The sequence below is a fragment of the Skermania piniformis genome (assembly GCF_019285775.1).
Taxonomy (GTDB): Bacteria; Actinomycetota; Actinomycetes; order Mycobacteriales; family Mycobacteriaceae; genus Skermania; species Skermania pinensis.
Genome location: NZ_CP079105.1, coordinates 1,678,983 through 1,702,198, shown reverse-complemented (window position 1 = coordinate 1,702,198; position 23,216 = coordinate 1,678,983). Strand labels below are relative to the sequence as shown.

Genomic DNA, 23,216 nt, shown 5'->3' with positions numbered 1-23,216 from the left:
CCCGGCATGCTCTACTAAGCGCATGACAGACGAGGTCGTGGTGAGCCGGGCCGGGCTGTGGGATGCCGAGGCGCTCAGCGATGTGGCCGCGACGACCTTCCCGCTGGCCTGCCCGCCGGAAGCCACCGAAGAAGACGTCGACGCATTCGTCGCAGGGGTGCTGTCCAGCGAACGATTCGGCGAGTACCTGTCCGACCCGGCGCACAGCGTTCTGAAGGCCACCGCCGGCGACGACATCGTCGGTTACGCGATGCTGGTCGACGCCGAACCGGCCGATCCCTCGATCGCCCGGGCGGTCACGGTACGGCCGGTCGCCGAGGTGAGCAAGATGTACGTGCTACCCGGCCGGCACGGCACCGGCGTCTCCACCGCGTTGATGCACGCGGTCGCCGAGCGGGCGCGCACAGCAGGGGCTGCCGGCCTGTGGCTCGGCGTGAATCAGCGCAACGAACGGGCCAAGCGGTTCTACGCCAAGCACGGCTTCGTCCGAGTCGGCACGCGAACCTTCCGCGTCGGTCGCACCCTCCATCGTGACGACGTGATGCAGCTGACCTTCTGAACCGAGCCGGCCGGGCCCGCCGATCAGTCCGTGGCAGCGAACCGGGACAGCGCGAGCAGCCGGGACGTGGCCCGCAGGTACTTCTTGCGGTAGCCGCCGTCCAACATCTCCTGCGGAAATATCCGGTCCAGCCGATCACCCGACACGGTGACCGGGATGCTCGCGTCGTACAGCCGGTCGGCCAGTACCACCAGCCGCAGCGCCACCGCCTGGTCGGCGACCGGGTGCAACCGATCGACGAAGACCGCGCGCACCCCGTCGACCAACTGCTTGTACCGGCTGGGGTGCAAGGTGGCCAGGTGCGCGCAGAGCGCGTCGAAGTCGTCCAGGGTGGCGCCCGGAGTCGCCTCGGCACGCGCGATCAGCTCTGCCTCGGGCAGCGGTTGCGGCGCCGGCGGCAGGTCGCGATGCCGGTAGTCCGGTCCGTCCACCCGGACCGTCGCGAACACGTCCGCCAACTTCTTGATCTCCCGAAGGAAATCCTGGGCGGCGAACCGCCCTTCGCCGAGCTGACTGGGCAACGTGTTCGATGTCGCCGCCACCGACACCCCGTGTTCGGTCAGCTCGGTCAACAGGCCGGCGATCATCGTGGTGTCGCCCGGATCGTCCAGCTCGAACTCGTCGATGCACAGCACGGCGTAGTCCGCCAGGCGCGCGCGGGCATTCGCGAAGCCGAGCGCCCCGACCAGGTGGGTGAGCTCGACGAATGTGCCGAACGCCTTCGGCGCCGGACAGGCGTGATAGATGCTGGCCAGCAGGTGGGTCTTGCCGACGCCGAACCCGCCGTCCAGGTAGAGCCCCGCACCGGGCTCCGGCCGCCGCCGGCGGCGAAACAATCCGTGCCGAGCAGCGCGCCCCCGGCCGACCTGCGCGACGAACTGTTCCGCCGCACGCACCGCGGCAGCCTGACTCGGTTCGTCCGGATCGGGGACGTAGCCGGCGAAACTCACCTCGGCGAACATCGGTGGCGGCACCAGCTGGGATACCAGATCGTCGGCGACGAGCTCCGGTCGGCGGTCGACGAGACGGCTGGGCATGCGGGCCACCCTAATCGGTTGCCCCGGCGCCGTGATCTGATCGGTCTCGTGCAGCACCTGGACAATGCGACCCAGCTCACCATCGACGACCTGCGGGACCTCTACGCCTATCCGAGCGAGCCGACCGCCCCGTGGCTGCGGGCGAACTTCATCAGCAGCCTGGACGGAGCCGCAACGCTCGACGACTCCTCCACCGGGCTGGGCACGCCGGCCGACCGGACCGTGTTCGGTGTCCTGCGCGAGCTGTGCGACGTGGTGCTGGTGGGTGCCGGCACGGTCCGGGCCGAGGACTACGGCGGCGCCCGTACCAACGAGCACCGCCGCGAGTGGCGGCTTGCGCACGGGTTGGACGCGGTGCCACCGATCGCCGTCATCACCGGCAACGCCGATCTCGACCCCACCTCGCGGTTGTTCACCGACACCGCGGTGGCCCCGATCGTGCTGACCACCGCCGCCGCGGCGACGGACCGGAAAGCGCGGCTGGCCGACACCGGCGCGCGGATTCTGGAGCTCGGCGAGTCGTCGGTATCGAGCTCGGCAATCCGCGACACGCTCGGTGAACTGGGCTTGCACCGCGTCCTGTTCGAGGGCGGGCCGTCGTTGTTCGGCCAGCTGATCGCGGACGCCGCGGTCGACGAGTTGTGCCTGACCCTGTCGCCACTGGTGGTCGGTGGCGACGGCCGCCGGATCACCGTCTCGGCCACGGCCGCGCCGACGGCGATGAGCCGGGCGCACGTACTCACCGACGATGACGGCACCTTGCTGACCCGCTGGGTGCGGGTCGGCTGAACGCCCGGACCGGTCTCGGCGACGCCGACCTGGCAGGCTGTGGCCATGCGGTGTGCACGCGGGAGGACCTCGGCGCCGGTCGCCGTCACAGCGGCGATCGTCGCGACGCTGATCGCCGGGTGCGGCGCGGGGCCCTCCGAGCGTCCGGGTGTGGCCGTGCGGGAGGGCGGCGGCAACGCACCCACGCCGAGCAGCACCGAGTTGCCCCCGCCGGCCGAGCCGCCGGCACCGAAAGCAGAGCCGGCCTGGCGCGACTGCACGACGAGCACGCTCGACCTGTACGGCCTCGGCGCCGCACCGAACGGGCTGACGCTCGAATGCGCCGAACTGACCGTTCCGGTGGATGCCGGCGGCAACGGCTACGGCGCCTTCACCGCCGGGGTGATGCGGGCCCGGCTACCGCAGACCCCGGCAGACGCGGCACCGCTGGTACTCACCTCGGGCTCGGACCGCCCGTCGACCGCGACCCTGGCCGGAATGGCCATCGGCCCGGCCACGCCGGTGCTCGCCGCCCGGCCGATCGTCGCGTTCGACCGGCGCGGCACCGGCAGCTCGCAGGCGATCGAGTGCATCTCGGCCGGCACCCGGCGCGGGTTGACCGAGAACGCCCAGTTCTCGGCCAACGGTGCCGATCGGCTGGACTCGATCGTGAAGCTGAGCCAGGACGCGACCACGTCCTGCAAGGACTTCCTCCAGCCGCAGGAGATGACCTTCGACACCACGCACGCGGCCGAAGATCTGGAGCAGCTGCGGCTGGTCTGGCAGGTGGACAGCATCGGGCTGCTCGGCACGGGCGAGGGGGCGCAGGTGGCACTCGCCTACGCCCGGATGTTTCCGGGTCATCTGAGCCGGCTGGTGCTGGACGCACCGCAGGGCATCGGTGACGCGCAGACGCTGGCCGAGCAGCGGGTGCAGGGCGCCGAGGCAGCATTGGACGCGTTTGCCAACCGGTGTGCCGCGCTGAACTGTGCGCTCGGACCGGACCCCCGGGCCGCGATCACCGATCTGGTCCGCCGAGCCGGGGCCGGCGGCCTGGGCACGGTCGCGGCGAACACCGTGCTCAGCGCGATCAGCGGGTTCCTCGGCAGCCCGCGCGCGGACCTGCCGACCCGGACCACGGAGCTGGCCGACGTGTTGGCAGCAGCCGGACGCGGCGACGGTGCCGGACTGGACGGCTTGATCCAGCGGCAGCTGGCCGCCACCATGACCGACGGCCAGTTCGTCGGTCGCTGCACCGACGGCCGGCAGTGGCCGGCACCGTCGCAGGTGCAAAGCCTGCAGACGAACTGGCGGGACCGTTACCCGGTCTTCGGTGAGCAGGCTGCGTTGAGTCTGCTGGCCTGCGCGGCCTGGCCGGCGCCCACCGGTGACACCGAACCGGCCCAGCTGAACTTGCCCGTGTTGGTGCTCGCCGGCCAGGCCGATCCGGTCACCGGGCGTACCGGAGTGGACTCGGTGACCGGGGAGTTGCAGCGTGCCGGTGCCCGCACCTCGGTGGTGGACTGGCAGGGCTGGGGACACCCGGTGAGCGCCCATTCGAACTGCGCCCAGCAAGCCGTTGTCGGATACTTGAAGTCCGGGAACCTTCCGGAGAACGGGACGGCCTGTCCCGCGTGAACCCGGGTCGCCAGGTGTCCCGGCCCGGTACCGAGCCGTCGCCGGTGTACCGTTCCCGAGTGTTCTCCGTACGGCTGGAGCCGCGTACCGCGCTCACCACGAGCGACGCCATCCGGTACGCAATGTGGCCGATCGCGATTCTCACGATCGTGCACCGCGTGCTGGTCAAAGCCGTCAACGGCTACATCACCGACGACTTCGCTCCGGTCTACCAGGCTTCGCTGGCATTTCTGAACCACCGACCGGTCTACACCGCCGATTTCGACTACGTCGACCCGCACTACCTGTACCCGCCGAGCGGCACCCTGCTGATCGCACCGCTGGCGATCATCGACCCGGAGCGCTCACGCTGGCTGTTCATCCTGGTCAACGCGATCGCGATCATCCTCGCCTGGTACCTGTTGCTGCGGCTGTTCCGATACACCGTGCGGTCGGTGGCCGCACCGATCCTGCTGTTCGGCATGTTCGTCTCGGAGACGGTGACCAACACGCTGGTCTTCACCAACATCAACGGCTGCATCCTGCTCGGCGAAATGTTGTTCCTGCGCTGGCTGCTGCAACGGAAGGACCTGGCCGCCGGGGCGATCCTCGGGCTCACCTTCGCAGTCAAATGGATCTTGCTTCCACTGCTCGTCGTCGTCATCGCGCGCCGGCAGTGGAAGGTGCTCGTCACCGCGGTCGCGGTACCGCTGGTGATGACGTTGATCGCGTGGCCGTTGCTGGTGGACCCGATGGATTTCGTGCACCGCACGCTGCCCTATCTGCTGGAGTCACGGGACTACTTCAACAGCGCGATCGTCGGCAACGGCGAGTACTACGGCCTGCCGACCCCACTCACCTGGTTCATGCGAGTGGCGTTCGGGGTGATGGTGGCGATCTCGCTCTGGCTGCTCTATCGGTACTACCGCGACGACGAACTGTTCTTCGTCTGCACCGCATCCGGGGTGCTGCTCACCGCCCAGTTCCTGTTGGGCTCACTGGGCCAGATGTATTACTCGATGTACATGTTCCCGTTCCTGATGACGGTGGTGCTGCGCAACTCGGTCATCCGTAACTGGCCGGCCTGGTGCGCGATCTACGGCTTCATGTCCTACGACAGCTGGCTGTCGGATCGGTTCCACTCGGCCGGCCGGACCGCGGAGTATATGAAGACGACGCTCGGCTGGAGCCTGCTGCTGATCGTCGTGTTCTGCGTGCTCGGCGACCGCTATCTGGCAGCCCGGCGGGAGGGACGGCTCGCCGGCGGAATCGACCCGGTCAGGGTAGAGCGGTCACCAGCTGCTCCAGCTCGACCCGCGGGCCGGTGAAGAACGGAATCTCCTCCCGGACGTGGCGGCGGGCCTCGGTTGCGCGCAGATCCCGCATCAGGTCGACGATCCGATGCAACTCCGGCGCCTCGAACGCGAGAATCCACTCGTAGTCCCCGAGCGCGAAGGAGCTGACCGTGTTCGCCCGGACATCGGGATACCCGCGCGCGGCGATTCCGTGGTCGCGCAGCATGGTCCGACGCTCCTCGTCCGGTAGCAGGTACCAGTCGTAGGAACGGACGAACGGGTAGACGCAGATGTAGGCGCCCGCGTCCTCCCCCGCCAAGAACGCCGGGACGTGACTCTTGTTGAACTCGGCCGGGCGGTGCAATGCGACGTTGCTCCACACCGGGATGCTGGCCCGGCCCAGCTCGGTGGTGCGCCGCAGATCGGCGTAGGCGGCTTGCAGGTCCTCCACCCGTTCGGCGTGCGTCCACACCATGTAGTCGGCGTCCGCGCGCAGGCCGGCCACGTCGTAGATGCCCCGGGTCACCACACCGCGGTCGGCAAGTCCGTCGAAGAAGGCCGCGGCCTCCTTCGCCGCCGCCTCCCGGTCGTCACCGAGTGCGCCCGGGCGGACCTGGAACACCGAGAACATCAGGTAGCGAATGGTGGAGTTGAGGGCTTGATAGTCGAGACGCGCCATGGCCCTCATCGTGCCATCAACCGGTGCGCGGCCGCCGATCCGGCTGCCACGCACGCCGGCACCCCCACTCCGCCCAGGTAGGCGCCCGCGACCTCGAGCCCGGCCAGCTCGGCCACGCTCGATTCGATGGCTGCGACCAGCCCGGCATGTCCCGGCCGGTACTGCGGCAGTGCCGCCGGCCAACGTTGGACGTGCACGGCGAGCGGCGTCACCGTCACCCCGGTCACCGTGGCCAGATCGGCGACGGCGGTCGCGACCAGCTCCGGATTCGACCGAGCCAGGACCGCGTCGTCGCCGTACCGGCCGAACGACGCGCGCAGCAGTGCCACACTCCGGCCGGCCAGTTGCCGACCACGCAGGTGCGGCCACTTGCGGCTGGAAAAGGTGAACGCCTTGGCACCGACCGGCTCGCCGGTGCCGATCAGGATGCCGGAGTTCGGCGGCAACGGACTGTCGGCCGGCACCGCCAGCGCGACGACCGCGGACGACGCCGACGGGATCGCGGCGGCCGCCGCCGCAGCGACCGGCGCGACCCCGCGCAGCAGGTCGGCGGCGGCCGGAGCCGGCACCGCCAGCAGCACCCCGTCGACCCGGCCGACCGGGTCCACCTGCCAGCCGGCACCATCGCGGGACAAGCCGACGAACGGCGCCCGGCACTCGGTAGCGGCGGCCGCCCGGCGCAGGGCATCGAGCAACACGCCGTACCCGTCACGCACCCCACCGAACACCGGCCGATCCGATGGCGGCGGCAGGGCCGCGGCAACCGCCGCGCTCAGGCTCGCCGCCCCCGCATCCAAGCGGGCCGCCAAGGCCGGCAGAGCGGCGCGCACCCCGATCGTCGCGGACCGACCCGCGTAGACCCCGCCGAGCAACGGGTCGACGCTGCGCGCCACGACCTGGGCGCCGAACCGATCGGCCACCAGGCTCGCCAGGTCGGTGTCGCCGCCGACGACCCAACGCAACGGCCGGGCCGGCTCGGCTGCGATCCGGGCCAGCGTCCCGGCGTCCACCAGACCGGCGACCGCATCCGGGCCGGCCGGCAACCCCATCAGGGTGCCGGCGGGCAGTGGGTGCAATACACCGTCGGCCCAGATCGACGGACGCAACCCGGACGGGTGGACCAGTTGCTCGGCCAGACCGAGCTCGGCGAGGAGTTCCGGCACTTCCGGCCGGCGCCCGACGAAGGCCTCCGCGCCCACATCCACCGGCCCGGCCAGTTCGACCGTGCGCAGGCAGCCGCCGAGCCGGCTGCCGCACTCGAGCAGCACGATCTCGGCGGCCGGGCCCAGCATCCGCCGTAGCCGGAAGGCAGCGACCAGCCCACTGATCCCGCCGCCGACGACGGCGTACCGCCTCACAGCTCGTGCACCAGCTCCACCACCGCGGTGAGCACCCCGGGATCGGTGTCGGGCAACACGCCGTGACCCAGATTGACGATGTGCCCCGACGCGCCCGCGGCGATCGCGGCGTCCCCCTCGTCGATCACCCGGCGCACCTGCCGCGCGACCGGGTCCCAACCGGCGAACAACACCGCGGGATCCAGGTTGCCCTGCAACGCCTTTCCGGGTCCGACCCGGCGCGCCGCGACGGACAGTGGCACCCGCCAGTCCACCCCGACCACGTCCGCGCCGACCTCACCGAGGACACCGAGCAACTCACCGGTTCCGACCCCGAAATGAATCCGTGGAACTCCGGCGGCCGCAATCTCGGCGAATACCCGCCGAGTGTGCGGGTAGACGAATTCGCGATAGTCGGCCAACGAGAGTGCGCCGGCCCAGGAATCGAACAGTTGCACCGCATCCACCCCGGCCGCAAGTTGGGCTTGCAGGAAGGTGACGGTGCTGTCGGCCAACGTGTCGAGCAACGCATGCCAGGTCGTCGGGTCGGCGTACATCAGCGCCTTGGTCCGCTCGTGATTACGGCTCGGTCCGCCCTCGACCAGGTAGGACGCCAGCGTGAACGGGGCGCCGGCGAAGCCGATCAGCGGTATCGCACCCAACTCGGCGGTGAGCAACCCGACCGCAGTCGCCACCGGGTCCACCTGTTCGGCCGCCAGCCGCGGGATCGCGCGCACCTGAGCGGCGCTGCGCACCGGCTGCGATATCACCGGCCCGACACCGGCGACGATGTCCAACTCGATCCCCGCTGCCCGCAGCGGAACGACGATGTCGGAGAACAGAATCGCCGCGTCCACCCGATGCCGGCGCACCGGCTGCAGGGTGATTTCGCACACCAGTTCCGGATCGAAGCAGGCCGCCAACATGCCCGTGCCGGCGCGGACCCGGCGGTACTCCGGCAACGATCGCCCGGCCTGCCGCATGAACCAGACCGGCCGCCGGGAAGGCCGCCCGCCGGTGGCCGCAACCAGGAACGGGGCCTCGGGCAGCGCCCGACGCGACGGTGATTCGGTGGCCCCCGGCCGGGCTACGCTGTCCATCTACTACTGCTCATCTGGCCGCTACTCATCCCGGCCATGATCGCACGTCACGGCGCGTGCTCGGCTCCGGCGCGCCTCCCGTCCGGCCGCGCCGCACAGGATACCGTGCGACACTGTGATCCCTTCCGACCATCTCGACGGCGCCACTTCGATGGCGGGTTCGGCGGGCGAGCCGGCACTGTTCCGTACCGCGATCGATGCCATGCGATGCGGTACGTTGCACCCCGGCATCGAAATCGGTCCGATCCGGCCACCACAGCGTCTCGCACCGTACTCCTACGCGCTCGGCGCCGAGGTGAAACATGCCGAAACCGATTCGGTCCCGCAAGATTCCGAGGGCGATGCGTTCGGTCGGCTGATCCTGCTCTACGACCCGGACGGCGCCGAGGCCTGGGAGGGCACGCTGCGCCTGGTCGCCTACATCCAGGCCGACCTGGACGCGGTGGTCGCCGCCGACCCGCTCCTGCCCCAGGTCGCGTGGAGTTGGCTGACCGATGCGCTGACCAACCGCGGCGAACCGCACACCGCGCTCGGGGGCACCGTCACGGCGACGAGTTCGGTTCGGTACGGTGATCTTGCCGGGCCGCCGCAGGCGCACCAGCTGGAACTACGCGCATCGTGGACCGCCGGATCGCCCCTGCTGGCACCCCACGTGGAAGCATTCGGCGAGGTACTGGCCTACGCCGCCGGCCTGCCGCCGGCGGGAGTTACCGATCTCGGTCAGCGAAACCGGATCAGCGGCACCGGCTGAACCGTTCCACCGGCACGACCCCATCCGCACCGACGAGCGAGGGATGGTCACGTGGTTTTGTTCCGTTTCTTCGCGATGCTCATGATCACCGCGATGATGCTGATCGGGCTTGCCGTCGCCGGCAGTGACCGAACCCGGCCGACCGACCCACCGCCCGGGCCCGCGTCCCCGGATCGCACCTTCGATGCACGCACGATCGGCGTCACCGCCGTCACGACGCTGCGGGCGCCGGACTCGGTGCAGCGCGCCGACTTCGGTCATATCGCCCGAGCCGGAATCGGCGCGGTACGGATCTCGATCGAATGGCCGGATGTCGAACCGGTCCCCGGGTACCTGAACTGGTCCGAACCGGACCGGACCGTCCGGCACGCCAACGCAGCCGGGCTCACCGTGCTCGCCGTGATCGGCTATGCCCCGACTTGGGCGGCGATTCCGGCCGGCCGGGGCGAGGTCCATCCGGGAGCGGCCGATCCGGCCCGGTTCGCCGCATTCGTCGGCCGCGCCGCCCAGCGATACCGCACCCAGATCGATGCCTGGGAGATCTGGAACGAACCGAACATCTTGCCCGGCTGGGCCCCACAACCCGACCCGGTGCACTACGCCGAGCTGCTGCGTTACTCGTATCAGGCGATCAAGCGGGTGAGTCCTCAGGCGACGGTACTCACCGGGGGCACCGCCCCCGCCCTCGACGACGGCATCAACGTCAGCCCGGTCCGATTCCTGGGCGAGCTGTACGCCGCCGGCGGACAGGGCACCTTCGACGGGATCGCGTTGCACCCCTACAACGCACCGCAGCTGCTCAGCGCGGCTCCGGAGGCGTGGGCATCGCGGGCCGCGATCCAGGAGGTGAGCGATCTGATGGCCCAGTACGGGGACGGCGACAAGCTGATCTGGTGCACCGAGTTCGGCGCTTCCAGCACCCCCGGCAGCACGTACGGAGTGTCCGAACAGGGCCAGGCCGTCATCATCGCCGACGGCATCGACTATTTCCGCTCGCTGCCCAACGGCGGACCGTTCTTCGCGTTCGACTATCGCGATCTGGACTCCACCAGCAGCGATCCGGAGCAGCACTTCGGCCTGGTCCGATCCGACTACACGGCCAAACCGGCGTTGGCCGCCGTGCTGTCCCGGCTGATCCGATGAACGGCACCGCGCGAATTCGCGCCACCGGCGCCGCGAGCATCCGCGCCACCGGCGCCGACCTGCTCATGTCCGGTACCCGGTTCGTCCTGGTCTGCGGACCGCTCGGCCCCTGGCGCGCCGATCAGGCCCGCGCCGCGCTCGGCCGATTGGCCGCCGCCGGCCGGCAGACCCGGCTGGGGCTGCGCCCGGATGCGGGTACCGTTCGGTGGCACACCGATCCGGTGCTCGCACCGGGCAGCGTGTGCGAGGTGCCGCCCGCCGAATCGGTCGCGGACACGGCGGCCCTGCTGCAACGGCTGCGCCGAGAGCCTGCCGACCTGCCGTTTCGACTGATCCTGGCCGGTCGGCAGGTAATTCTCGACGTCGACCACATGCTCGGCGACGGGCAGTACTACCTCAACATGGTTGCGGCACTGGAACGGCTGATCCGGACCGGGGAGTTGCCGGCCTGGGCCACCACCCCACCCACTCCTCATCCGCTGCCCCGCGCGCTGTGGCACTGGTTCGGTCGGCACCCGTCGCGACTCCGGGCGCTGCCCGTCGCCCGGTCGGCGCTGAAGGGTACGGCTGCGCCGAATGCGGCGGCGCCGGTGAGCGCGCAGCGACCCTGGACGCCGTCGGTCGCGGTCGTGATCACGCGGCAATCGGCAGCCCTCGCGGACGCGGTACGCCGATGGCGGACCGAGCACGCGCCCGGCGCCAGCTCGGCGATGCTGGCCGCGGTGATGATTCGCCGCGCCCTCACCGAGGCCGGCATCCCCGTGGCCGATCCGGCCTCGATCGCAGTCGACTGCCGCCGATATGCCCCGCCCGGCAGCGTGATCAGTGGAAACTTCGTACTCGGGCTGACCGCCGCGTTGCCACCGTCGGCCGACCCGGTGGAACGCTCGGCCGCCCTGCGCGCGGCCTGCGCCGCAGGATATCCACTGGCCTGGCTCGGCTTCGGGGCCGGCATGATCCGGCTTCGGCGCCGACGTCCCGCCCCGCCGGACACCGTGTCGGTCACCCCGCGAGCGCAGATGATCTATACCGATCTCGGCCACGCTCCGCAGTTCGCCACCGCCCACTGGGCGCCCGGCGAGCAGATGCTCGCCGGCCTGCTCGATCCGGCGGGACCGGAGGCCGTCTCGGTGCTCGGCAGCGGCGTCGGCGCCGAACGGAGCTACTCGATCTCCTTCCACGACAACGTGTTCGACCGTGCCGCCGTCGAGCGCGCGGTCGCGGTGATCGGCACCGATCCGGTCGGCCTGCTGGACGCCGGCTCAGTCCACCAGTAGCCCGGCGACCGGCGCCGCCGGCGAGTAGGCCAGCTCCCGCGCCGCCTGGCGTACCTCGCGCCGCCGAGCGACCGATCGGTGCACCGCCAACACGGTCGCCGAATTCTCCTGCGATAGCACCGCCGCCGCGCTGCTACTGCCGACCGGCGGCGTCGCGATGACGACATAGCGGAAGCTGCGCACCAGCCAGCCGATCGTGTCGGCGGCGCGCAAAGTGGCCAGGCACCCGTCCACGTCCGGCCCCCCGACCACCACGAACAACCGGGGATGGAGGGTGCGTTGCACGATCTCGTCCGGCGCGACCCGCCCTTCGACCAGGTCGGACAACCCCGGCTCGGCCGAGACCGGCAGACCGACCTCGCTCAGCGCAGCGGTCGGGCCGATGCTGAGCAGCACCGTCGCCCGACCGGTCTCGGCGAAAGCAACCGCGAGATCGAGGGCGACCCCGGTGGTGTCCACCCCGTCGTCGGCACCGGTCACGATGAAGACGCTGCGGTCGGCGCCGAGTGCCTGCAACTGCACCCGCGCTTTACGGAACGCCTCGGCCTCCGGGGTGTCCCAGGAACGCAACTGCGCCTTCCGCTTTCCCGGTTTCCGCGGCTCGACCCGAACCGGCCCCAACGTCGGCAGACCGGTCACCTCGGTAAGCATCGCCGGATCGCGGACCCGACTGTCGGCCAGGTGCATCGCGACCAGGATCGCGATACCCAGGGCCAGCCCGGCCATCCCGCCGTAGATCAGATTGTCGGTCCATTGCGGCGAGCTGGCTCGTTGCGGGGCCTCCGCAGGTCCGATCGTCTGCACGGTGACCCGCGGCTTGGCCTGTCCGGTAGGCGTTTCCAGCGGGGTCACGTACTCGATGAACTGGGTCGCGTAGGCGTTGGCGATGGTCGCGGCGCGCACCGCGGACCCATCGGTGACCGAGACCTCGATCAGCACCGTCTTCGGTACCGCCGTCGCCCCGACCTTCGCCGCCATCTGCGCGCCGGAGAACGGCAGGTCCAACACGTCGGCCACCCGCTTGCCGAGCGTTTCGCTGGTGAGGATATGCACGTAGGACTCGGTGCGCTGAGCGGAGAACTCACCGCCTTGGTAGGACTCGATCGAACTCGTCCCGCCGGTGCTGCCGACGAACAGCGTCGCGGTGGCGGTATACAGCCGCGGCAGGGCGGCGGTGATCGCCGCCGCGATCGCCAGACCGAGCAGCATCGTGGCCGGCGGTATCCACCACAGCCGGCGCAACAGTAGCCGGAACCCATTGTGCATCATTTGTTCCCACCCCTTTTCCAGCGGCGCGCCAGCCACCGGCGGGCGCCGCGCGGCCCGGCCGGATCGACCACGACGACGCCGTCGATCGGGGTCCGGGCGGCGCGGAACTCGGCGGCGATCCGCGCGATCCGGTCGCTACGACTGTGTCCCACCCGCGCGACGAGCAACACCAGGTCCGCGGTCCCGGCGAGCCGGAGCGCATCGCTGTAGTCGCCGGCCGGCGCACTGTCGACGATCGTCCATTCCGCGGCGTACCGAAACCGGTCGAGCAGCATGTGCACCTCCGGCGAATCGACGATCCGGGCCGCCGACACGTCGACCGCACCAGCCGGAACCACCCGGAGTCCGGCACCGGCAGTGAGCATCTCGTTCGGCCCGACCCGGTGCAACGCGACATCGGTCAGCGATGCCGCCGTCGCCTCGAATCGGTCCCCGAGATCGGGTACCCGGACGTCGCAGTCCACCGCGATGGTGTGTGCGCCGACCTCGTGCAGGCCGGCGGCGAGCCCGGCAGCGACGGTGCTGCCGCCCGCGTCCCGATCGACCGGAGTGATCAGCACGACGGTGCCGCGCATGCCGGAGCTGCGACGGGCGTACAACCGCCGGCGTAGATCGGCGTACTGGTCGGCGGCCTCGCCACGCGCCCCGACCACGCCGAACAACGGCGCACCGCAGATCGCGGCAGCGTCTGCCGGGAGCCGAATCCGTCGGTCCACCAACGCCGACAGCACCGCAAACAACGCCCCGAACGCGAGCCCGGCCCCGCCGGCGGCACCCAGCGCGAGCGCGGCCGGCATACCGGCCGGATGGACCGCGTCGCCGGGCTGCTGCACCACCTGCAATCGGGCCCGGGGATAGCGGGCACCGGGGATCGACTCGGCGGCAGCGACCGCAGCGGTCCACTGATCGAGGAAAGCCTGATTGATCCGCAATGCCGATGCCGGCGAGTGCGCTTCGGTGGTCAGTCGGATCGTCACCGTATCCGGGATCGGTGCTGCCACCGTGCCGGCCAGCAATGTCGCCGGATCGGTCGGCAGGTTCAGCGCGACGATCACCCGGGTGGCCAACGCCTGATCGGTGAGCAGCGCCAGATAGGTCGGCACCCGCTCCTCGGCGTAACGCTGGCCTTCGTAGTAGGTGTCGGCATTGTCGCCCGGAGTCGACACCAACACCACCGCGGACGCCGCGTAACTGGGTGGGCGAGTCAACAGGTAGGCGGCAACCAGACCGACCAGGACGAGCGTGACCACGGCGACCACGCGCCACCGCTCCCGCAGCACCCGAAGGTACTCGCGCAGCACCTCGTTCATTTCGGACCGGTCCATGTCGGGTCCGTTCAGCCCGGGTCCGCTCGGCACCGAACCGGCCACCGTGAGCTCGGCGCCCCCGCCGCTCACCGAGATCCACCGATCCCGCGCGCGCGCAACTCGGCGACGAGCCGCCCGGCGATCCAGTCGTGCCCGTCCACGCTGGGTTCGACGCCGTCGTCGGCCAGCAGATCCCGAGTAGCGGTGCCGGTGAACCAGCCGGCCGGACCGGGGTCGACGACATCGACCGCATGCAACGGTGGGTCCGCTGCCACCGCTGCCTGCAACACCTGACCGACCGGGGTCCGGGTGCGGTCGACCACCCCGACCGGCGTCGGGTCGGCAAGGAACCACGGCGCGATCAGCACCACCCGCGCCTGTGGCCACGCCTGCACGGTCAGCTCCAGCGTGTACAACACGGCGTTACGCAGGTTGTCGAGGCCGTACGGCAGGTCGTTTCGGCCGCCGTCGAGCACCACCACGTCCGGCTGGTGCCGGGCCTGCAGTTCCGGAACCCGCTCGGCGAACGAGCTGGACACGATGTCGGTCTGCGGCAGCCGGTGCTGGGGGCCGCCGTTGATGAAGCCGCTGCCCGGCACCGCAGCCAGGCTGCAATCCATGTCCAGCGTCGCAGCGGTACGACAGGCATAGCCCAAGTCGGGCAGCGACGGCGGTCCCAGGGTGTAGGTGTCGCCGATGAACAGGATCGACGGCGCCGGCGGCGGCACCGCCGGAACCACGGGTGCGGTCGGGGCAGCGGCCGCGTCCGGCCGGGTCAGGGAGTACTGGCGCACCACCGCTGCGCCCGCAGCGACACCGACCAGCACCGCGAGCGCGGCGATGACGACCGCAGACCGCCGGGCTGGGGAATCAGTCAAGCCGGACCCCCTCCGCCCGGAGCGCATCGGCCAATCCGCCGGCCAGCCGCTGCTGGCCGGCCTCGGTCGGCTGCCCGTCGTCGTGCACCATCCCGGCTCCGGTGAGCCAGGTCTCGTAGACCAACGGAACGTACGGGACACCGAGGTCACTCGCCGCGCCGGAGACGGCACGGTCGACCCGGCGGACCGAATCCGGCACCGGCACCACGGACCAGATCGGCCCGACCACGATCAACCGCGCCGCCGGAACGGCCGCCGCGATCGCGGCGAACAGGTCGCCGGCGGCGCGACGTATCAGCGGCTCCGGCCGGTCCACGTCGAACAGGCCGCCGACGACGACGATCACCTGTGGCTTGGCGGCGCCGGCCCGGCTCACCTGTGCCGCGAACGTGCCGAGGGCGCCTGCGGCGGTGAAGTATCCCGCGGCCGGGACCGACACGTTCGTCACGGCGGCGCCGGTCGCGGCGGCGAGCAGGGTCGGCCAGGGATCGCCGTCACCCGGTCCGGCGCTGAGCGTGTCGCCGATCACTGCGATCCGGACCGGATCGACCGGCCACTCGACCGGCCGCATACTGCGGTACCCGACGACCAACGCGACGATCACGGCCAGCGCGAACAACAGCGCCGGCACCCGGGCGGCGGCGACCCGCCGGACGACCGTGCCGGGCGTCATCGCCGGGGTCCGACCGATATCGGCCTGCCGCCGACCGCGGCCGTCTGCGCTGCGCGATAGACACCGTCCAGCCGGCGCGCGACAGTCGGCATGCCGAGCAGATCACGTACGGCGCTGCGGCCCCGCTCGCCGGCCGCCCGGGCCTCGGCCGGGTCGGCCAGCAGGTCTCCGATCGCCGTCGTCAGCGCCGCCACCTTCGGCTCGACCACCACGCCGGACCGGGTATCCCGAACGAAATCCGCCAGGTCACAACCGGTGGTCAGGACCACCGGCAACCCGACTGCCATCGCCTCCAGCACCGCCATCGGATACGGCTCGTCGACCGCGGGGAGCACGAAGACGCTCGCCCGCCGCATCCGGGCCGGGCCGGCCCCGGCCGGTACCGGACCGGTCCAGCGAATTCCGGCATGACCGGCGATCCGGCGGCCCACCGTGCCGCCCTCCCCCTCGTCCGGTCCGACCAGGGTGAACCGGGCCCGGACCCCGGCATCGAGCAGCGCGATCCCCGCATCGACGAAATCCAACGGCCGCTTACGCTCCTGCAGCCGAGCCAGGTACAGCACCTCGGGCACCGACTCCGCCGGACCGGGCTCGACGGACCGATACTCCGGGACGCCGTTAGGTAGCGCGACCAACCGTAATCCAGGACCCGCGACCTCGGTCAACGCATCGCGCTCGCCCTCGGTCAGGTGGAACACCGCGCGGGCGCCGCGCAGCACCCGGCGCACCAGGGCCAGATCCAGCATCGGTGCGAGCGGATTCGACCGGGCGACCAGCATGCCGTGCGGCTGAACCACATAGGGCAGCCGATACCGGAGCACCGCCGCGGCGAGCGGCAGCATCACCAGATCCCGAGCCAGGTGCAGATGCACCAGATCGAGCTCGGACCAGGACACTCGGCGCAGCAGCGCCGGCGCGGCAAGGCTGGCGAAACCCAGCCCGGGCGCGATGAACCGGGCCGGTGCGGTGACCAGAGGCACGCCCTGCTGTTCGGTCGGCGGCACCCGATAACCGCGGACGCCGGCGGCGACCTGCACCTGATGGCCGAGTCGCCGCAGCGCCACGGCCTGATTCAGCGCGACCTGGACCGGGCCACCGTAGGCCGCGTCCGGACTGATCAACGTGACCGCGTGCAAGATCTGCATGTCACACCCGCCGCTGTGCCGCGAGCACCGGAGCCGGCGCGAGCACCATCGTGTCCGGCGGCACGTCCCGGGTGACCAGAGCAGTGGCGCCGACGACGGAGTTCGCACCGACCGTGACCCCGCTCAGCACCGTCGCCCGGGCGCATATCCACACCCCGGACCGCACGACGACCGGCCGGTTGAGCGGCGGAAAGTCGTGCGCGCGATGGTCGTGGCTCCCGCTGCACACCAGCACGTGCTGGGACAGGCAGACATCGGACTCGATCGTGACCGGCACCGGGTCGATGATCTCGACACCGACCCCGATCCACGAGTTGTCCCCGATGCTCAGGTTCCACGGCCACTGGATCTCGACGTTGCGCCGGATCCACACGTCGCGCCCTACCGTCCCGCCGAAAGCCCGAAGAATCTTGCAGCGCAGCCTATTCGGGCACCACATCCGGGTGAAGAGCAGGTTCGAAACCAGGACCCACAAGACCTGGACGACGAAGCTGCGGCCCTTGTCGTAGTTGCGCTCGCGGGCCGCAGCCAGGGAGCGCGTCGATCCGGGCGACTCGTCGAGTGATTGCTGCGATCCCATATCAGCCTCCGATCGTGCGGTACCGAACGTCGTGCGGGTAATCAACCGTGCGGGTAATCAACGTCGTGCGGGTAATCAACTCTGTCTGTGGAGCAAACGAGCGCGAGAGCAATCGGGCGTCGCGGCGAGCCGGTCGCACCGGGCCGGATCGCGCGCCGCCCGTGGACTCCTCCCGGGCAGACCGGCGAGATAGCGGTAACGTTACCGCGCCGGCGCACGAACACGGCCGACGCGAGCGCGTAGACGACTCGAGAGGCGGTTTTCCCCGATGGCCGTGTTGGCCCCTGCGCGTCCCCTGAACTGGGATGTCCGTCATCGGCTGCAACTACGGATCATCTCCGGGACGGCGCTCATCTTGTGCGCGGCGACCTCGGCCGTGCAAATCATGGGTTACACCTCAACGGCATTCAGTGCGCTGTGCCTGCTCCTCGCACCGGCATGGCTGCTGACTCGACCGGCCCGCAGCGAACTGATTTTCGTCGGCGTGGCGGCAGTCGGCTTTCTCGCCTTCGTCCTGTCGTTCACGGTCAACCGGTTGCCTTACCTCGACCAGCGAATCCTGCAGTGGCCCTGCTTCGCTCTCTACTTCATCGGCATCGCGGTGCTCGCCGCCGGCAGTCTGGATCGGGTCTTCGCGTTGACCGCCGGGATCGCGATCGGCACCTGCGGATACTTCCTGACGGCCGGCATTCCGGAGCTGGCGCAATTCAGCTTCGCCGCCTACTGGAAATATGCCTTCGCCCCGTGGATCACCGTGCTGGCGATGTTCGTCCTGGTGGCGTTGAATGCGTCGCGTACCGCACAGGCCGGTCTGCTGCTCTGCTTCGCCGTCATCAGCCTCAGCCTGAACTACCGCTCCCATGCGTTGACCTGTATCGGCGCCGCCACCGTGTTGCTGGTCGCCCGATACGGCGGGCAGTGGTCCCGGCTCGCCCGCAGCGTCGGCGGCGCCGCGGTGGTGCTCGGCTTCGCCTGGCTGATGCCGGTGATCGCGCGCTCCGGCATCGGCGGGCAAGCGCTGGCGGACAAGGTGGAAATGCAGGAGTCGATCGGCGCGCCGGCCTTGCTCGCAGGACGGACCGAGCCGCCGCTGTCGCTCACCGCGATAGCCGAGAAGCCTTGGCTCGGCTGGGGTTCGGCGAACCAGATCAGTCCGGATGTGTTCGCTCGGGCCGAAGATCTCGCGCTGCAGTGGGGTTTCGACCCGAGTGTCGACCTGTACTACCAGTGGCACCTACCCAACGGCGACACCTCGTTGCACTCGAACCTGCTGAACGCGTGGGCCGAGGGGGGTGTCGGAGCGGCCCTGCTACCGTTCGCTCTGCTGATCGGTGCCGTGCTGATGATCGTGCGGCACGACCGGTTCGGCGAATGGGCCGGGCTCGCCGTGGTGCTGGCGACCCAGGCGTGCTGGGATCTGTTGTTCTCCCCCGCGTCGTACAACACGTTGTCGACGTTCGCGGTGCTCGCGGTCGCCTGCGCGACGATCCACCGCCCCGGACTCGGCACCGTGACCGCAACCGACCGAGACCCGACGACAGTGGAGGCTCGATGATCCCGGAACCGGTGGTGAGCGTGGTGGTCCCGACCGTCGGTCGGACGGAGCTGGGCCGGGCGGTGGCCTCGGCACTGGCCCAGACCCACCCGGTCGCCGAAGTCCTGGTCGTCGCGGATACCACGCAGCCGGTCGAACTGCCGGCCGATCACCGGGTCCGGCTGGTCCGCCCGCCGCGTCGCCTGGGCAGCAGCCGGGCCCGGCAGTTCGGTATCGACGCCGCCGCCGGGACGGTGATCGCCCTGCTCGACGACGACGACGAGTGGCTGCCGGAGAAACTGGCCCGGCAGTTCGCGCACGTCGACGCCGTGGTGCAGCAGCCCGACACGCCGTGGATCGCCTCGTGCGGGGTCGAGGCGGTCGGTCCGGACGGCAGCGCGATCTGGCCGCGCCGACCGATCCGGCCGGACGAATCGGTACCGGACTACCTGTTCCGGTTCCACTCGCCCCGCTTCGGCGGCGCAACGCTGCAGACCTCGACGCTGTGCTTCCCGGTCGAGCTGGCGCGGCAGGTCCGCTGGAACGACCCGGCCGGCGCGGTGCACGACGATATCCGCTGGCTGCTCGACGTACGCGCCGCGCTGGCCGGGGTAGCGATCGTGCAGCTGCCGGACCCGCTCGTGCGGTATCACCTCACCGCCGGCTCGCAATCCCGCAACAGCGCCGACCGGACCACCGACTACCTGGCCTGGGGACGCCGCCACCTCACCGACGCTCCCCGGCGTACCCGCGGCGACTACTTCCTGACCGGTCCGGTCGCGGCCGCAGTCGCGGCCGGCTCGCCGACCGGGGTGCTGCGCGCCACCGGGACCGGACTGCGGTGCGGGCGGCCCGGCCCGGCCGCGCTGCTCTACGCGGCTGCCGGGGTGCCGCGCGCCGTCCGCCGCGGCGGGTGGACCCGATGAGCTCGCCGCGGGTGTCGGTGATCACCATCAGCTACCGGGATCTGCCCGGGCTGCGCGGCACGGTCGCCAGCGTGCGGGCCCAACGGACGAGTGCCGAGATCGAGCACATCGTCATCGACGGCGGCTCCGGTCCCGCCGTCGCCGACTATCTGGCCGGGCTGGATCCGCAACCGGCCTACTGGCGTTCGGCACCGGACCGGGGCCGGTACGACGCGATGAATCAGGGCATCGCCCGGGCCACCGGTGACCTGATCTGGTTGCTGCACAGCGGTGACCGGTTCGCCGACCCCGACGTGGTGGAGGCGGTGCGGCGGCGGCTCGACCGGCCCCGGACCCGCTGGGGGTACGGCCGCTGCCGGCTGGTCGACGCGGATGGACAACCGATCGGCACGTTGGGCGCCGTACCGTTCGACCGGGCGCGATTTCTCGCCGGACGTGCGGTGATCCCGCACCAGGCGACGTTCGTCGGTGCCGACATCGCCGACCGACTCGGTCCGTACGACGAGCAGTTCGGGCTCGCCGCCGACCAGCTGTACCTGTTCGGCGCGGCGCTGCTGCAACCGCCGGTGGTGCTGGACCGGATTCTCTGCGACTTCGACACCACCGGCGCCGGCTCCACCCGTGCGATCAAGTACAACTTCGCCGACCTGCGCCGCGCCTGGGATGTGATCGGCTACTACCCGCACGGCAGCCGGGCCGTGGCCCGGGTCGAATCGCGCTGTGCGGAGTATTACCACCGGACCCGGACCGCGATCCAGGTCCGTGGCTGACCGGCCGGCCGACGCGCGCACGACCGGCGAATCCGGCGGCGAACTCAGCTCCGGCGAGCGCCGGGCGGTGCTTTACGGCACGCTGATCCGCATCGCCGGCACGCCCGTGGTGGCGGTCGCCGGCCTGGCCAACACCGCGGTGGTGGTATCGCACACCGGTCCGGCGATCTTCGGCGTGGTCACCCTGATCGCGACGGTCGGCCTGCTGTTCCCGTTCGCCGACCTCGGCATCGGCGCCGCCGTGACGACCGTCAGCGCCCGGCCGGGCCCACTCGCCGCCGACCCGGTGGCCCGCGCGACCATCCGCCGCGCGCTGGGCGTGCTCGGCGTGGTGGGCGCTGCGGTCGCCGGACTCGCGCTCACCCTCGGCGTGGCCGACGGTTGGCACCAGGTGATCGGGCTGACCACCTCGCCGGCCGACCGGTGGGCGATCACCGTGGCGCTGTGCCTGTTTGCCGCGACCATCCCCGCGGGACTGGGCACGCGCATCCTGATCGGTATCGACCGCAACCAGCTGGCCGTGGCGATCCTGATGCTGAACTCGATCGCCGGGTTGACCGCCACCCTGGCACTGGCCGCGGCGGGCGTGTCCGGGATCTGGTTCGCCGTCGCCGGACCGGCGGGCGCCCTGGCCGGGAACCTGGTGGCAACGGTGGTCGCGCTCCGGCTGACCGGGTTGCGACCGGCGGTGCTGCGTGCACCCGCGCCGGTACCCGCGGGTAGCCGACTCCTCGCCGGCTCGGCCTGGATGTTCCTGATCGGCATCGGGCTACCGCTGGGCCTGCAGAGCCATCGCCTGCTCCTCGCGCACCTGAGTACCCCCGACGAGTTGTCCCGGTATGCGCTGATGGCGCAGATCTACGCCCTGACCTGGTCGGTGTTCGCCACCGCCGGAATGGCGTTCTGGCCGGTGTTCGTCAAGCGCCGCAACGACACCGGGGCAACGGTGACGCTGTGGCGCCGCGCGGTACTCGGCTTCGCCGGTGCGGCCGTGCCGGCGGCGGTGCTGCTCGCGGCCGGCGGCCCGCCCGCGGCCGACCTGCTCGGTCGCGGCCAGATCACCGTATCTGCGGGCCTGGCAACGGCTTTCGGGCTGCTACTGCTCACGCAGTGCATACACCTCCCGTCCGGGATGCTGCTCACCGCCCCAGCCGAGCTGCGCTGGCAAGCCTGGTGCGTGTTGGCGATGGGTTTGCTCGGAGTGGTCGGCGGCGGCCTGGCCGCGGACCGGTTCGGCGCGACCGGTGTGGTCCTCGCCGCCGCCGGCGCCGTGTTGCTGGCCCAGGTCCTGCCGGATCTGCTCGGCGTACCCCGGCTGATAGATCGGCGTGCCGACCGCAGCGAGCCGCCGGGCGAGGGTCCGGAACTCGGCGTGGCCGGCGGCCGCGTCGAACCGCGCCCGACGCAGCGCGGCCGCACCCGCGACGGCGTGCTGCGCCAGCGACGGTTCCGCGCGCAACCGCCGCACCCCGGCCACCAGCGCCTCCGGTGAGCCGGGCGGCACACACAGCGCCGCGCCGAACTCGTCGAGTGCGTCGTGGGTGATGCCGCCCGGTTCGACCGCGGCGAGGATCGGCCGGGCGACCGTGGTGTAGGAGGTGAGCTTGCTCGGCAACGAGCTCTCCATCAGCCCGGGCCGCTCGTGCACCAGCAGTACGTCGGCGGCCGCCAACACCAGCGGATAGCGCTCGGCATCGACCGGGTCGACGAACCGCAGGCTGCGCAGCCCACGTCCGGCCCCCTCCAGCGCCGAGCGCTGATTGCCGTCGCCGACCATGACGAAGGTGACGTCGAGCTGTTGCCGGTCGACGATCCGGGCCGCCTCGACGACGGCTTCCAGGCCCTGCTTCATCCCCTGGTTCCCGGTGTGCACGACGAGATATCCGGTATCGGGCCAGCCGAGCTCCGCACGCGCCTGCGCCCGGCTCCGGTCGGTGCCGGCGATATGGCTGAACAACCGCAGGTCGACGATCCGGGCCGGGTCGACGCCACCCTCGCCGACGAGCACGTCCCGGAACCGTCGGGTGATCACGCCGACCAGGTCGGCACGTCGGGTCATCCGGTACTCCACCGCCGCGACCGCCTGTCCGGCCCGGCCGCCCGTGGTGCCGGACTGGTGCGCGGCATTGCCGGTCAGATCGTGCACGATCATGGCCAGCGGCCGGCCCCGGCGGCCGGCGAACGCGGCGACCGGCGCGGACAGCAGCGGCGTCACCGCGATCAGCACGTCGGCGCGGCTGGCCGCGACATGCGGCGCGGCGAGCGCGGCGAAGCTGAGCTCCTGCCGAGCGCGCCCGCGCAGGTCGGGCCGGGCCGGCACGGCATGGCGAACCCGGGTGATCCGGACTGCTCCGTCGGTCTCGCGCCAGCGCACGCCACGCCGATACCGCGGCTCACGCACGGTCCACTGGGGGTAGTGTGGAACCCCGGTGATCAGCTCCACCTCGACGCCGGCCGCGGTCAATGCCTCGACCAGCGCCACGTTGTACGGGGCGCTGCCGGTGGTCTCCGGCGCGTAATGACCGGCGACCACCCCCACCCGCAGCCCGGCAAGGTCCGGCATTCCATCGA

Annotated in this window: 21 protein-coding genes and 1 pseudogene; 11 read left to right on the top strand and 11 right to left on the bottom strand. The window is 71.1% G+C overall.

Annotated elements, in window-relative coordinates; all coding sequences use genetic code 11:
- Positions 1-22: 22 nt before the first annotated feature.
- On the top strand, positions 23-559 hold the full coding sequence (locus tag KV203_RS07880; RefSeq protein ID WP_066471609.1) for a GNAT family N-acetyltransferase: 537 nt from the start codon (positions 23-25) through the stop codon (positions 557-559).
- A gap of 23 nt (positions 560-582) precedes the next feature.
- Here the strand turns inward: KV203_RS07880 and zapE are convergent, their stop codons facing one another.
- Complete coding sequence (gene zapE / locus KV203_RS07875; protein ID WP_066471838.1) at positions 583-1,596, bottom strand: cell division protein ZapE; 1,014 nt, start codon at positions 1,594-1,596, stop codon at positions 583-585.
- Between the two features lie 18 nt (positions 1,597-1,614).
- On the opposite strand from zapE, the gene KV203_RS07870 reads away from it, so the two are divergent.
- Genes KV203_RS07870 through KV203_RS07860 form a run of 3 tightly spaced genes read left to right on the top strand, consistent with a single transcriptional unit; the run spans position 1,615 to position 5,309 of the window.
- Complete coding sequence (locus KV203_RS07870; protein WP_373279232.1) at positions 1,615-2,385, top strand: pyrimidine reductase family protein; 771 nt, start codon at positions 1,615-1,617, stop codon at positions 2,383-2,385.
- A 45-nt stretch (positions 2,386-2,430) separates the two neighbouring features.
- Positions 2,431-4,002 (top strand): alpha/beta hydrolase, encoded by a 1,572-nt coding sequence (locus KV203_RS07865; RefSeq protein ID WP_066471615.1) that lies wholly within the window; start codon positions 2,431-2,433, stop codon positions 4,000-4,002.
- A 59-nt stretch (positions 4,003-4,061) separates the two neighbouring features.
- Positions 4,062-5,309, top strand: coding sequence for a glycosyltransferase family 87 protein (locus KV203_RS07860; RefSeq protein WP_246600744.1), 1,248 nt, complete (start codon positions 4,062-4,064; stop codon positions 5,307-5,309).
- Here the strand turns inward: KV203_RS07860 and hemQ are convergent.
- Genes hemQ through hemE form a run of 3 tightly spaced genes read right to left on the bottom strand, consistent with a single transcriptional unit; the run spans position 5,260 to position 8,392 of the window.
- The gene (gene hemQ, locus KV203_RS07855; protein WP_066471618.1) at positions 5,260-5,955 is read right to left on the bottom strand and encodes a hydrogen peroxide-dependent heme synthase; all 696 of its coding nucleotides are present in this window, start codon (positions 5,953-5,955) and stop codon (positions 5,260-5,262) included. The genes KV203_RS07860 and hemQ overlap by 50 nt on opposite strands.
- A gap of 5 nt (positions 5,956-5,960) precedes the next feature.
- Complete coding sequence (locus tag KV203_RS07850; RefSeq protein ID WP_066471621.1) at positions 5,961-7,313, bottom strand: protoporphyrinogen oxidase; 1,353 nt, start codon at positions 7,311-7,313, stop codon at positions 5,961-5,963.
- Positions 7,310-8,392, bottom strand: coding sequence for a uroporphyrinogen decarboxylase (hemE, locus tag KV203_RS07845; protein ID WP_066471625.1), 1,083 nt, complete (start codon positions 8,390-8,392; stop codon positions 7,310-7,312). Before hemE ends, KV203_RS07850 begins: the two co-directional genes overlap by 4 nt.
- Before the next feature lie 151 nt (positions 8,393-8,543).
- Between hemE and KV203_RS07840 the strand changes: the two genes are divergently transcribed.
- The 3 genes from KV203_RS07840 to KV203_RS07830 are packed head-to-tail and all read left to right on the top strand — an operon-like array spanning position 8,544 to position 11,563.
- Positions 8,544-9,143: a DUF3000 domain-containing protein gene (locus KV203_RS07840; RefSeq protein ID WP_066471626.1), complete on the top strand. Its 600-nt coding sequence runs from the start codon at positions 8,544-8,546 to the stop codon at positions 9,141-9,143.
- A 51-nt stretch (positions 9,144-9,194) separates the two neighbouring features.
- On the top strand, positions 9,195-10,286 hold the full coding sequence (locus tag KV203_RS07835; RefSeq protein WP_066471627.1) for a glycoside hydrolase 5 family protein: 1,092 nt from the start codon (positions 9,195-9,197) through the stop codon (positions 10,284-10,286).
- A complete protein-coding gene (locus KV203_RS07830; protein ID WP_066471629.1) occupies positions 10,283-11,563 on the top strand; it encodes a hypothetical protein in 1,281 nt (426 codons plus the stop codon). Before KV203_RS07835 ends, KV203_RS07830 begins: the two co-directional genes overlap by 4 nt.
- Here KV203_RS07830 and KV203_RS07825 read toward each other — a convergent pair.
- The 6 genes from KV203_RS07825 to KV203_RS07800 are packed head-to-tail and all read right to left on the bottom strand — an operon-like array spanning position 11,549 to position 17,415.
- Positions 11,549-12,832: a hypothetical protein gene (locus tag KV203_RS07825; RefSeq protein WP_066471630.1), complete on the bottom strand. Its 1,284-nt coding sequence runs from the start codon at positions 12,830-12,832 to the stop codon at positions 11,549-11,551. The genes KV203_RS07830 and KV203_RS07825 overlap by 15 nt on opposite strands.
- Positions 12,829-14,229 carry a Wzz/FepE/Etk N-terminal domain-containing protein gene (locus KV203_RS07820; RefSeq protein ID WP_066471631.1) on the bottom strand — a complete coding sequence of 467 codons (1,401 nt, stop codon included), beginning with the start codon at positions 14,227-14,229 and terminating at the stop codon, positions 12,829-12,831. The genes KV203_RS07825 and KV203_RS07820 overlap by 4 nt, the downstream gene beginning before the upstream one ends.
- Positions 14,226-15,017 carry an SGNH/GDSL hydrolase family protein gene (locus tag KV203_RS07815; protein WP_066471632.1) on the bottom strand — a complete coding sequence of 264 codons (792 nt, stop codon included), beginning with the start codon at positions 15,015-15,017 and terminating at the stop codon, positions 14,226-14,228. Before KV203_RS07815 ends, KV203_RS07820 begins: the two co-directional genes overlap by 4 nt.
- Positions 15,010-15,690, bottom strand: a complete 681-nt coding sequence (locus KV203_RS07810) for an SGNH/GDSL hydrolase family protein (protein WP_066471636.1) — start codon at positions 15,688-15,690, stop codon at positions 15,010-15,012. The genes KV203_RS07815 and KV203_RS07810 overlap by 8 nt, the downstream gene beginning before the upstream one ends.
- Complete coding sequence (locus tag KV203_RS07805; RefSeq protein ID WP_066471638.1) at positions 15,687-16,835, bottom strand: glycosyltransferase; 1,149 nt, start codon at positions 16,833-16,835, stop codon at positions 15,687-15,689. Before KV203_RS07805 ends, KV203_RS07810 begins: the two co-directional genes overlap by 4 nt.
- Position 16,836: 1 nt before the next feature.
- A complete protein-coding gene (locus KV203_RS07800) occupies positions 16,837-17,415 on the bottom strand; it encodes an LbetaH domain-containing protein (protein ID WP_066471640.1) in 579 nt (192 codons plus the stop codon).
- Between the two features lie 268 nt (positions 17,416-17,683).
- Here KV203_RS07800 and KV203_RS07795 point away from each other — a divergent pair, with 268 nt between their 5' ends.
- Genes KV203_RS07795 through KV203_RS19580 form a run of 4 tightly spaced genes read left to right on the top strand, consistent with a single transcriptional unit; the run spans position 17,684 to position 22,137 of the window.
- Entirely contained in the window at positions 17,684-18,970 is a 1,287-nt protein-coding gene (locus tag KV203_RS07795) for a hypothetical protein (protein ID WP_066471643.1), read from the top strand.
- Positions 18,967-19,875 (top strand): glycosyltransferase family 2 protein, encoded by a 909-nt coding sequence (locus tag KV203_RS07790; protein ID WP_066471645.1) that lies wholly within the window; start codon positions 18,967-18,969, stop codon positions 19,873-19,875. Before KV203_RS07795 ends, KV203_RS07790 begins: the two co-directional genes overlap by 4 nt.
- On the top strand, positions 19,872-20,645 hold the full coding sequence (locus tag KV203_RS07785; protein WP_066471845.1) for a glycosyltransferase family 2 protein: 774 nt from the start codon (positions 19,872-19,874) through the stop codon (positions 20,643-20,645). Before KV203_RS07790 ends, KV203_RS07785 begins: the two co-directional genes overlap by 4 nt.
- Complete coding sequence (locus KV203_RS19580) at positions 20,638-22,137, top strand: lipopolysaccharide biosynthesis protein (RefSeq protein ID WP_157079842.1); 1,500 nt, start codon at positions 20,638-20,640, stop codon at positions 22,135-22,137. The genes KV203_RS07785 and KV203_RS19580 overlap by 8 nt, the downstream gene beginning before the upstream one ends.
- Here the strand turns inward: KV203_RS19580 and KV203_RS07780 are convergent.
- A pseudogene (locus KV203_RS07780) lies at positions 22,132-23,208 on the bottom strand (glycosyltransferase family 4 protein); the annotation flags it as partial. The gene KV203_RS19580 and the pseudogene KV203_RS07780 overlap by 6 nt on opposite strands.
- Positions 23,209-23,216: the final 8 nt, after the last annotated feature.

Excerpts from the sequence above, each read along its gene's own strand:
- KV203_RS07880 (WP_066471609.1), top strand. The coding sequence starts at position 23 with ATGACAGACGAGGTCGTGGTGAGCCGGGCCGGGCTGTGGGATGCCGAG.
- zapE (WP_066471838.1), bottom strand. The coding sequence starts at position 1,596 with ATGCCCAGCCGTCTCGTCGACCGCCGACCGGAGCTCGTCGCCGACGAT.
- KV203_RS07865 (WP_066471615.1), top strand. The coding sequence starts at position 2,431 with ATGCGGTGTGCACGCGGGAGGACCTCGGCGCCGGTCGCCGTCACAGCG.
- hemQ (WP_066471618.1), bottom strand. The coding sequence starts at position 5,955 with ATGGCGCGTCTCGACTATCAAGCCCTCAACTCCACCATTCGCTACCTG.
- hemE (WP_066471625.1), bottom strand. The coding sequence starts at position 8,392 with ATGGACAGCGTAGCCCGGCCGGGGGCCACCGAATCACCGTCGCGTCGG.
- KV203_RS07840 (WP_066471626.1), top strand. The coding sequence starts at position 8,544 with ATGGCGGGTTCGGCGGGCGAGCCGGCACTGTTCCGTACCGCGATCGAT.
- KV203_RS07830 (WP_066471629.1), top strand. The coding sequence starts at position 10,283 with ATGAACGGCACCGCGCGAATTCGCGCCACCGGCGCCGCGAGCATCCGC.
- KV203_RS07825 (WP_066471630.1), bottom strand. The coding sequence starts at position 12,832 with ATGATGCACAATGGGTTCCGGCTACTGTTGCGCCGGCTGTGGTGGATA.
- KV203_RS07810 (WP_066471636.1), bottom strand. The coding sequence starts at position 15,690 with ATGACGCCCGGCACGGTCGTCCGGCGGGTCGCCGCCGCCCGGGTGCCG.
- KV203_RS07805 (WP_066471638.1), bottom strand. The coding sequence starts at position 16,835 with ATGCAGATCTTGCACGCGGTCACGTTGATCAGTCCGGACGCGGCCTAC.
- KV203_RS07800 (WP_066471640.1), bottom strand. The coding sequence starts at position 17,415 with ATGGGATCGCAGCAATCACTCGACGAGTCGCCCGGATCGACGCGCTCC.
- KV203_RS07795 (WP_066471643.1), top strand. The coding sequence starts at position 17,684 with ATGGCCGTGTTGGCCCCTGCGCGTCCCCTGAACTGGGATGTCCGTCAT.
- KV203_RS07790 (WP_066471645.1), top strand. The coding sequence starts at position 18,967 with ATGATCCCGGAACCGGTGGTGAGCGTGGTGGTCCCGACCGTCGGTCGG.
- KV203_RS07785 (WP_066471845.1), top strand. The coding sequence starts at position 19,872 with ATGAGCTCGCCGCGGGTGTCGGTGATCACCATCAGCTACCGGGATCTG.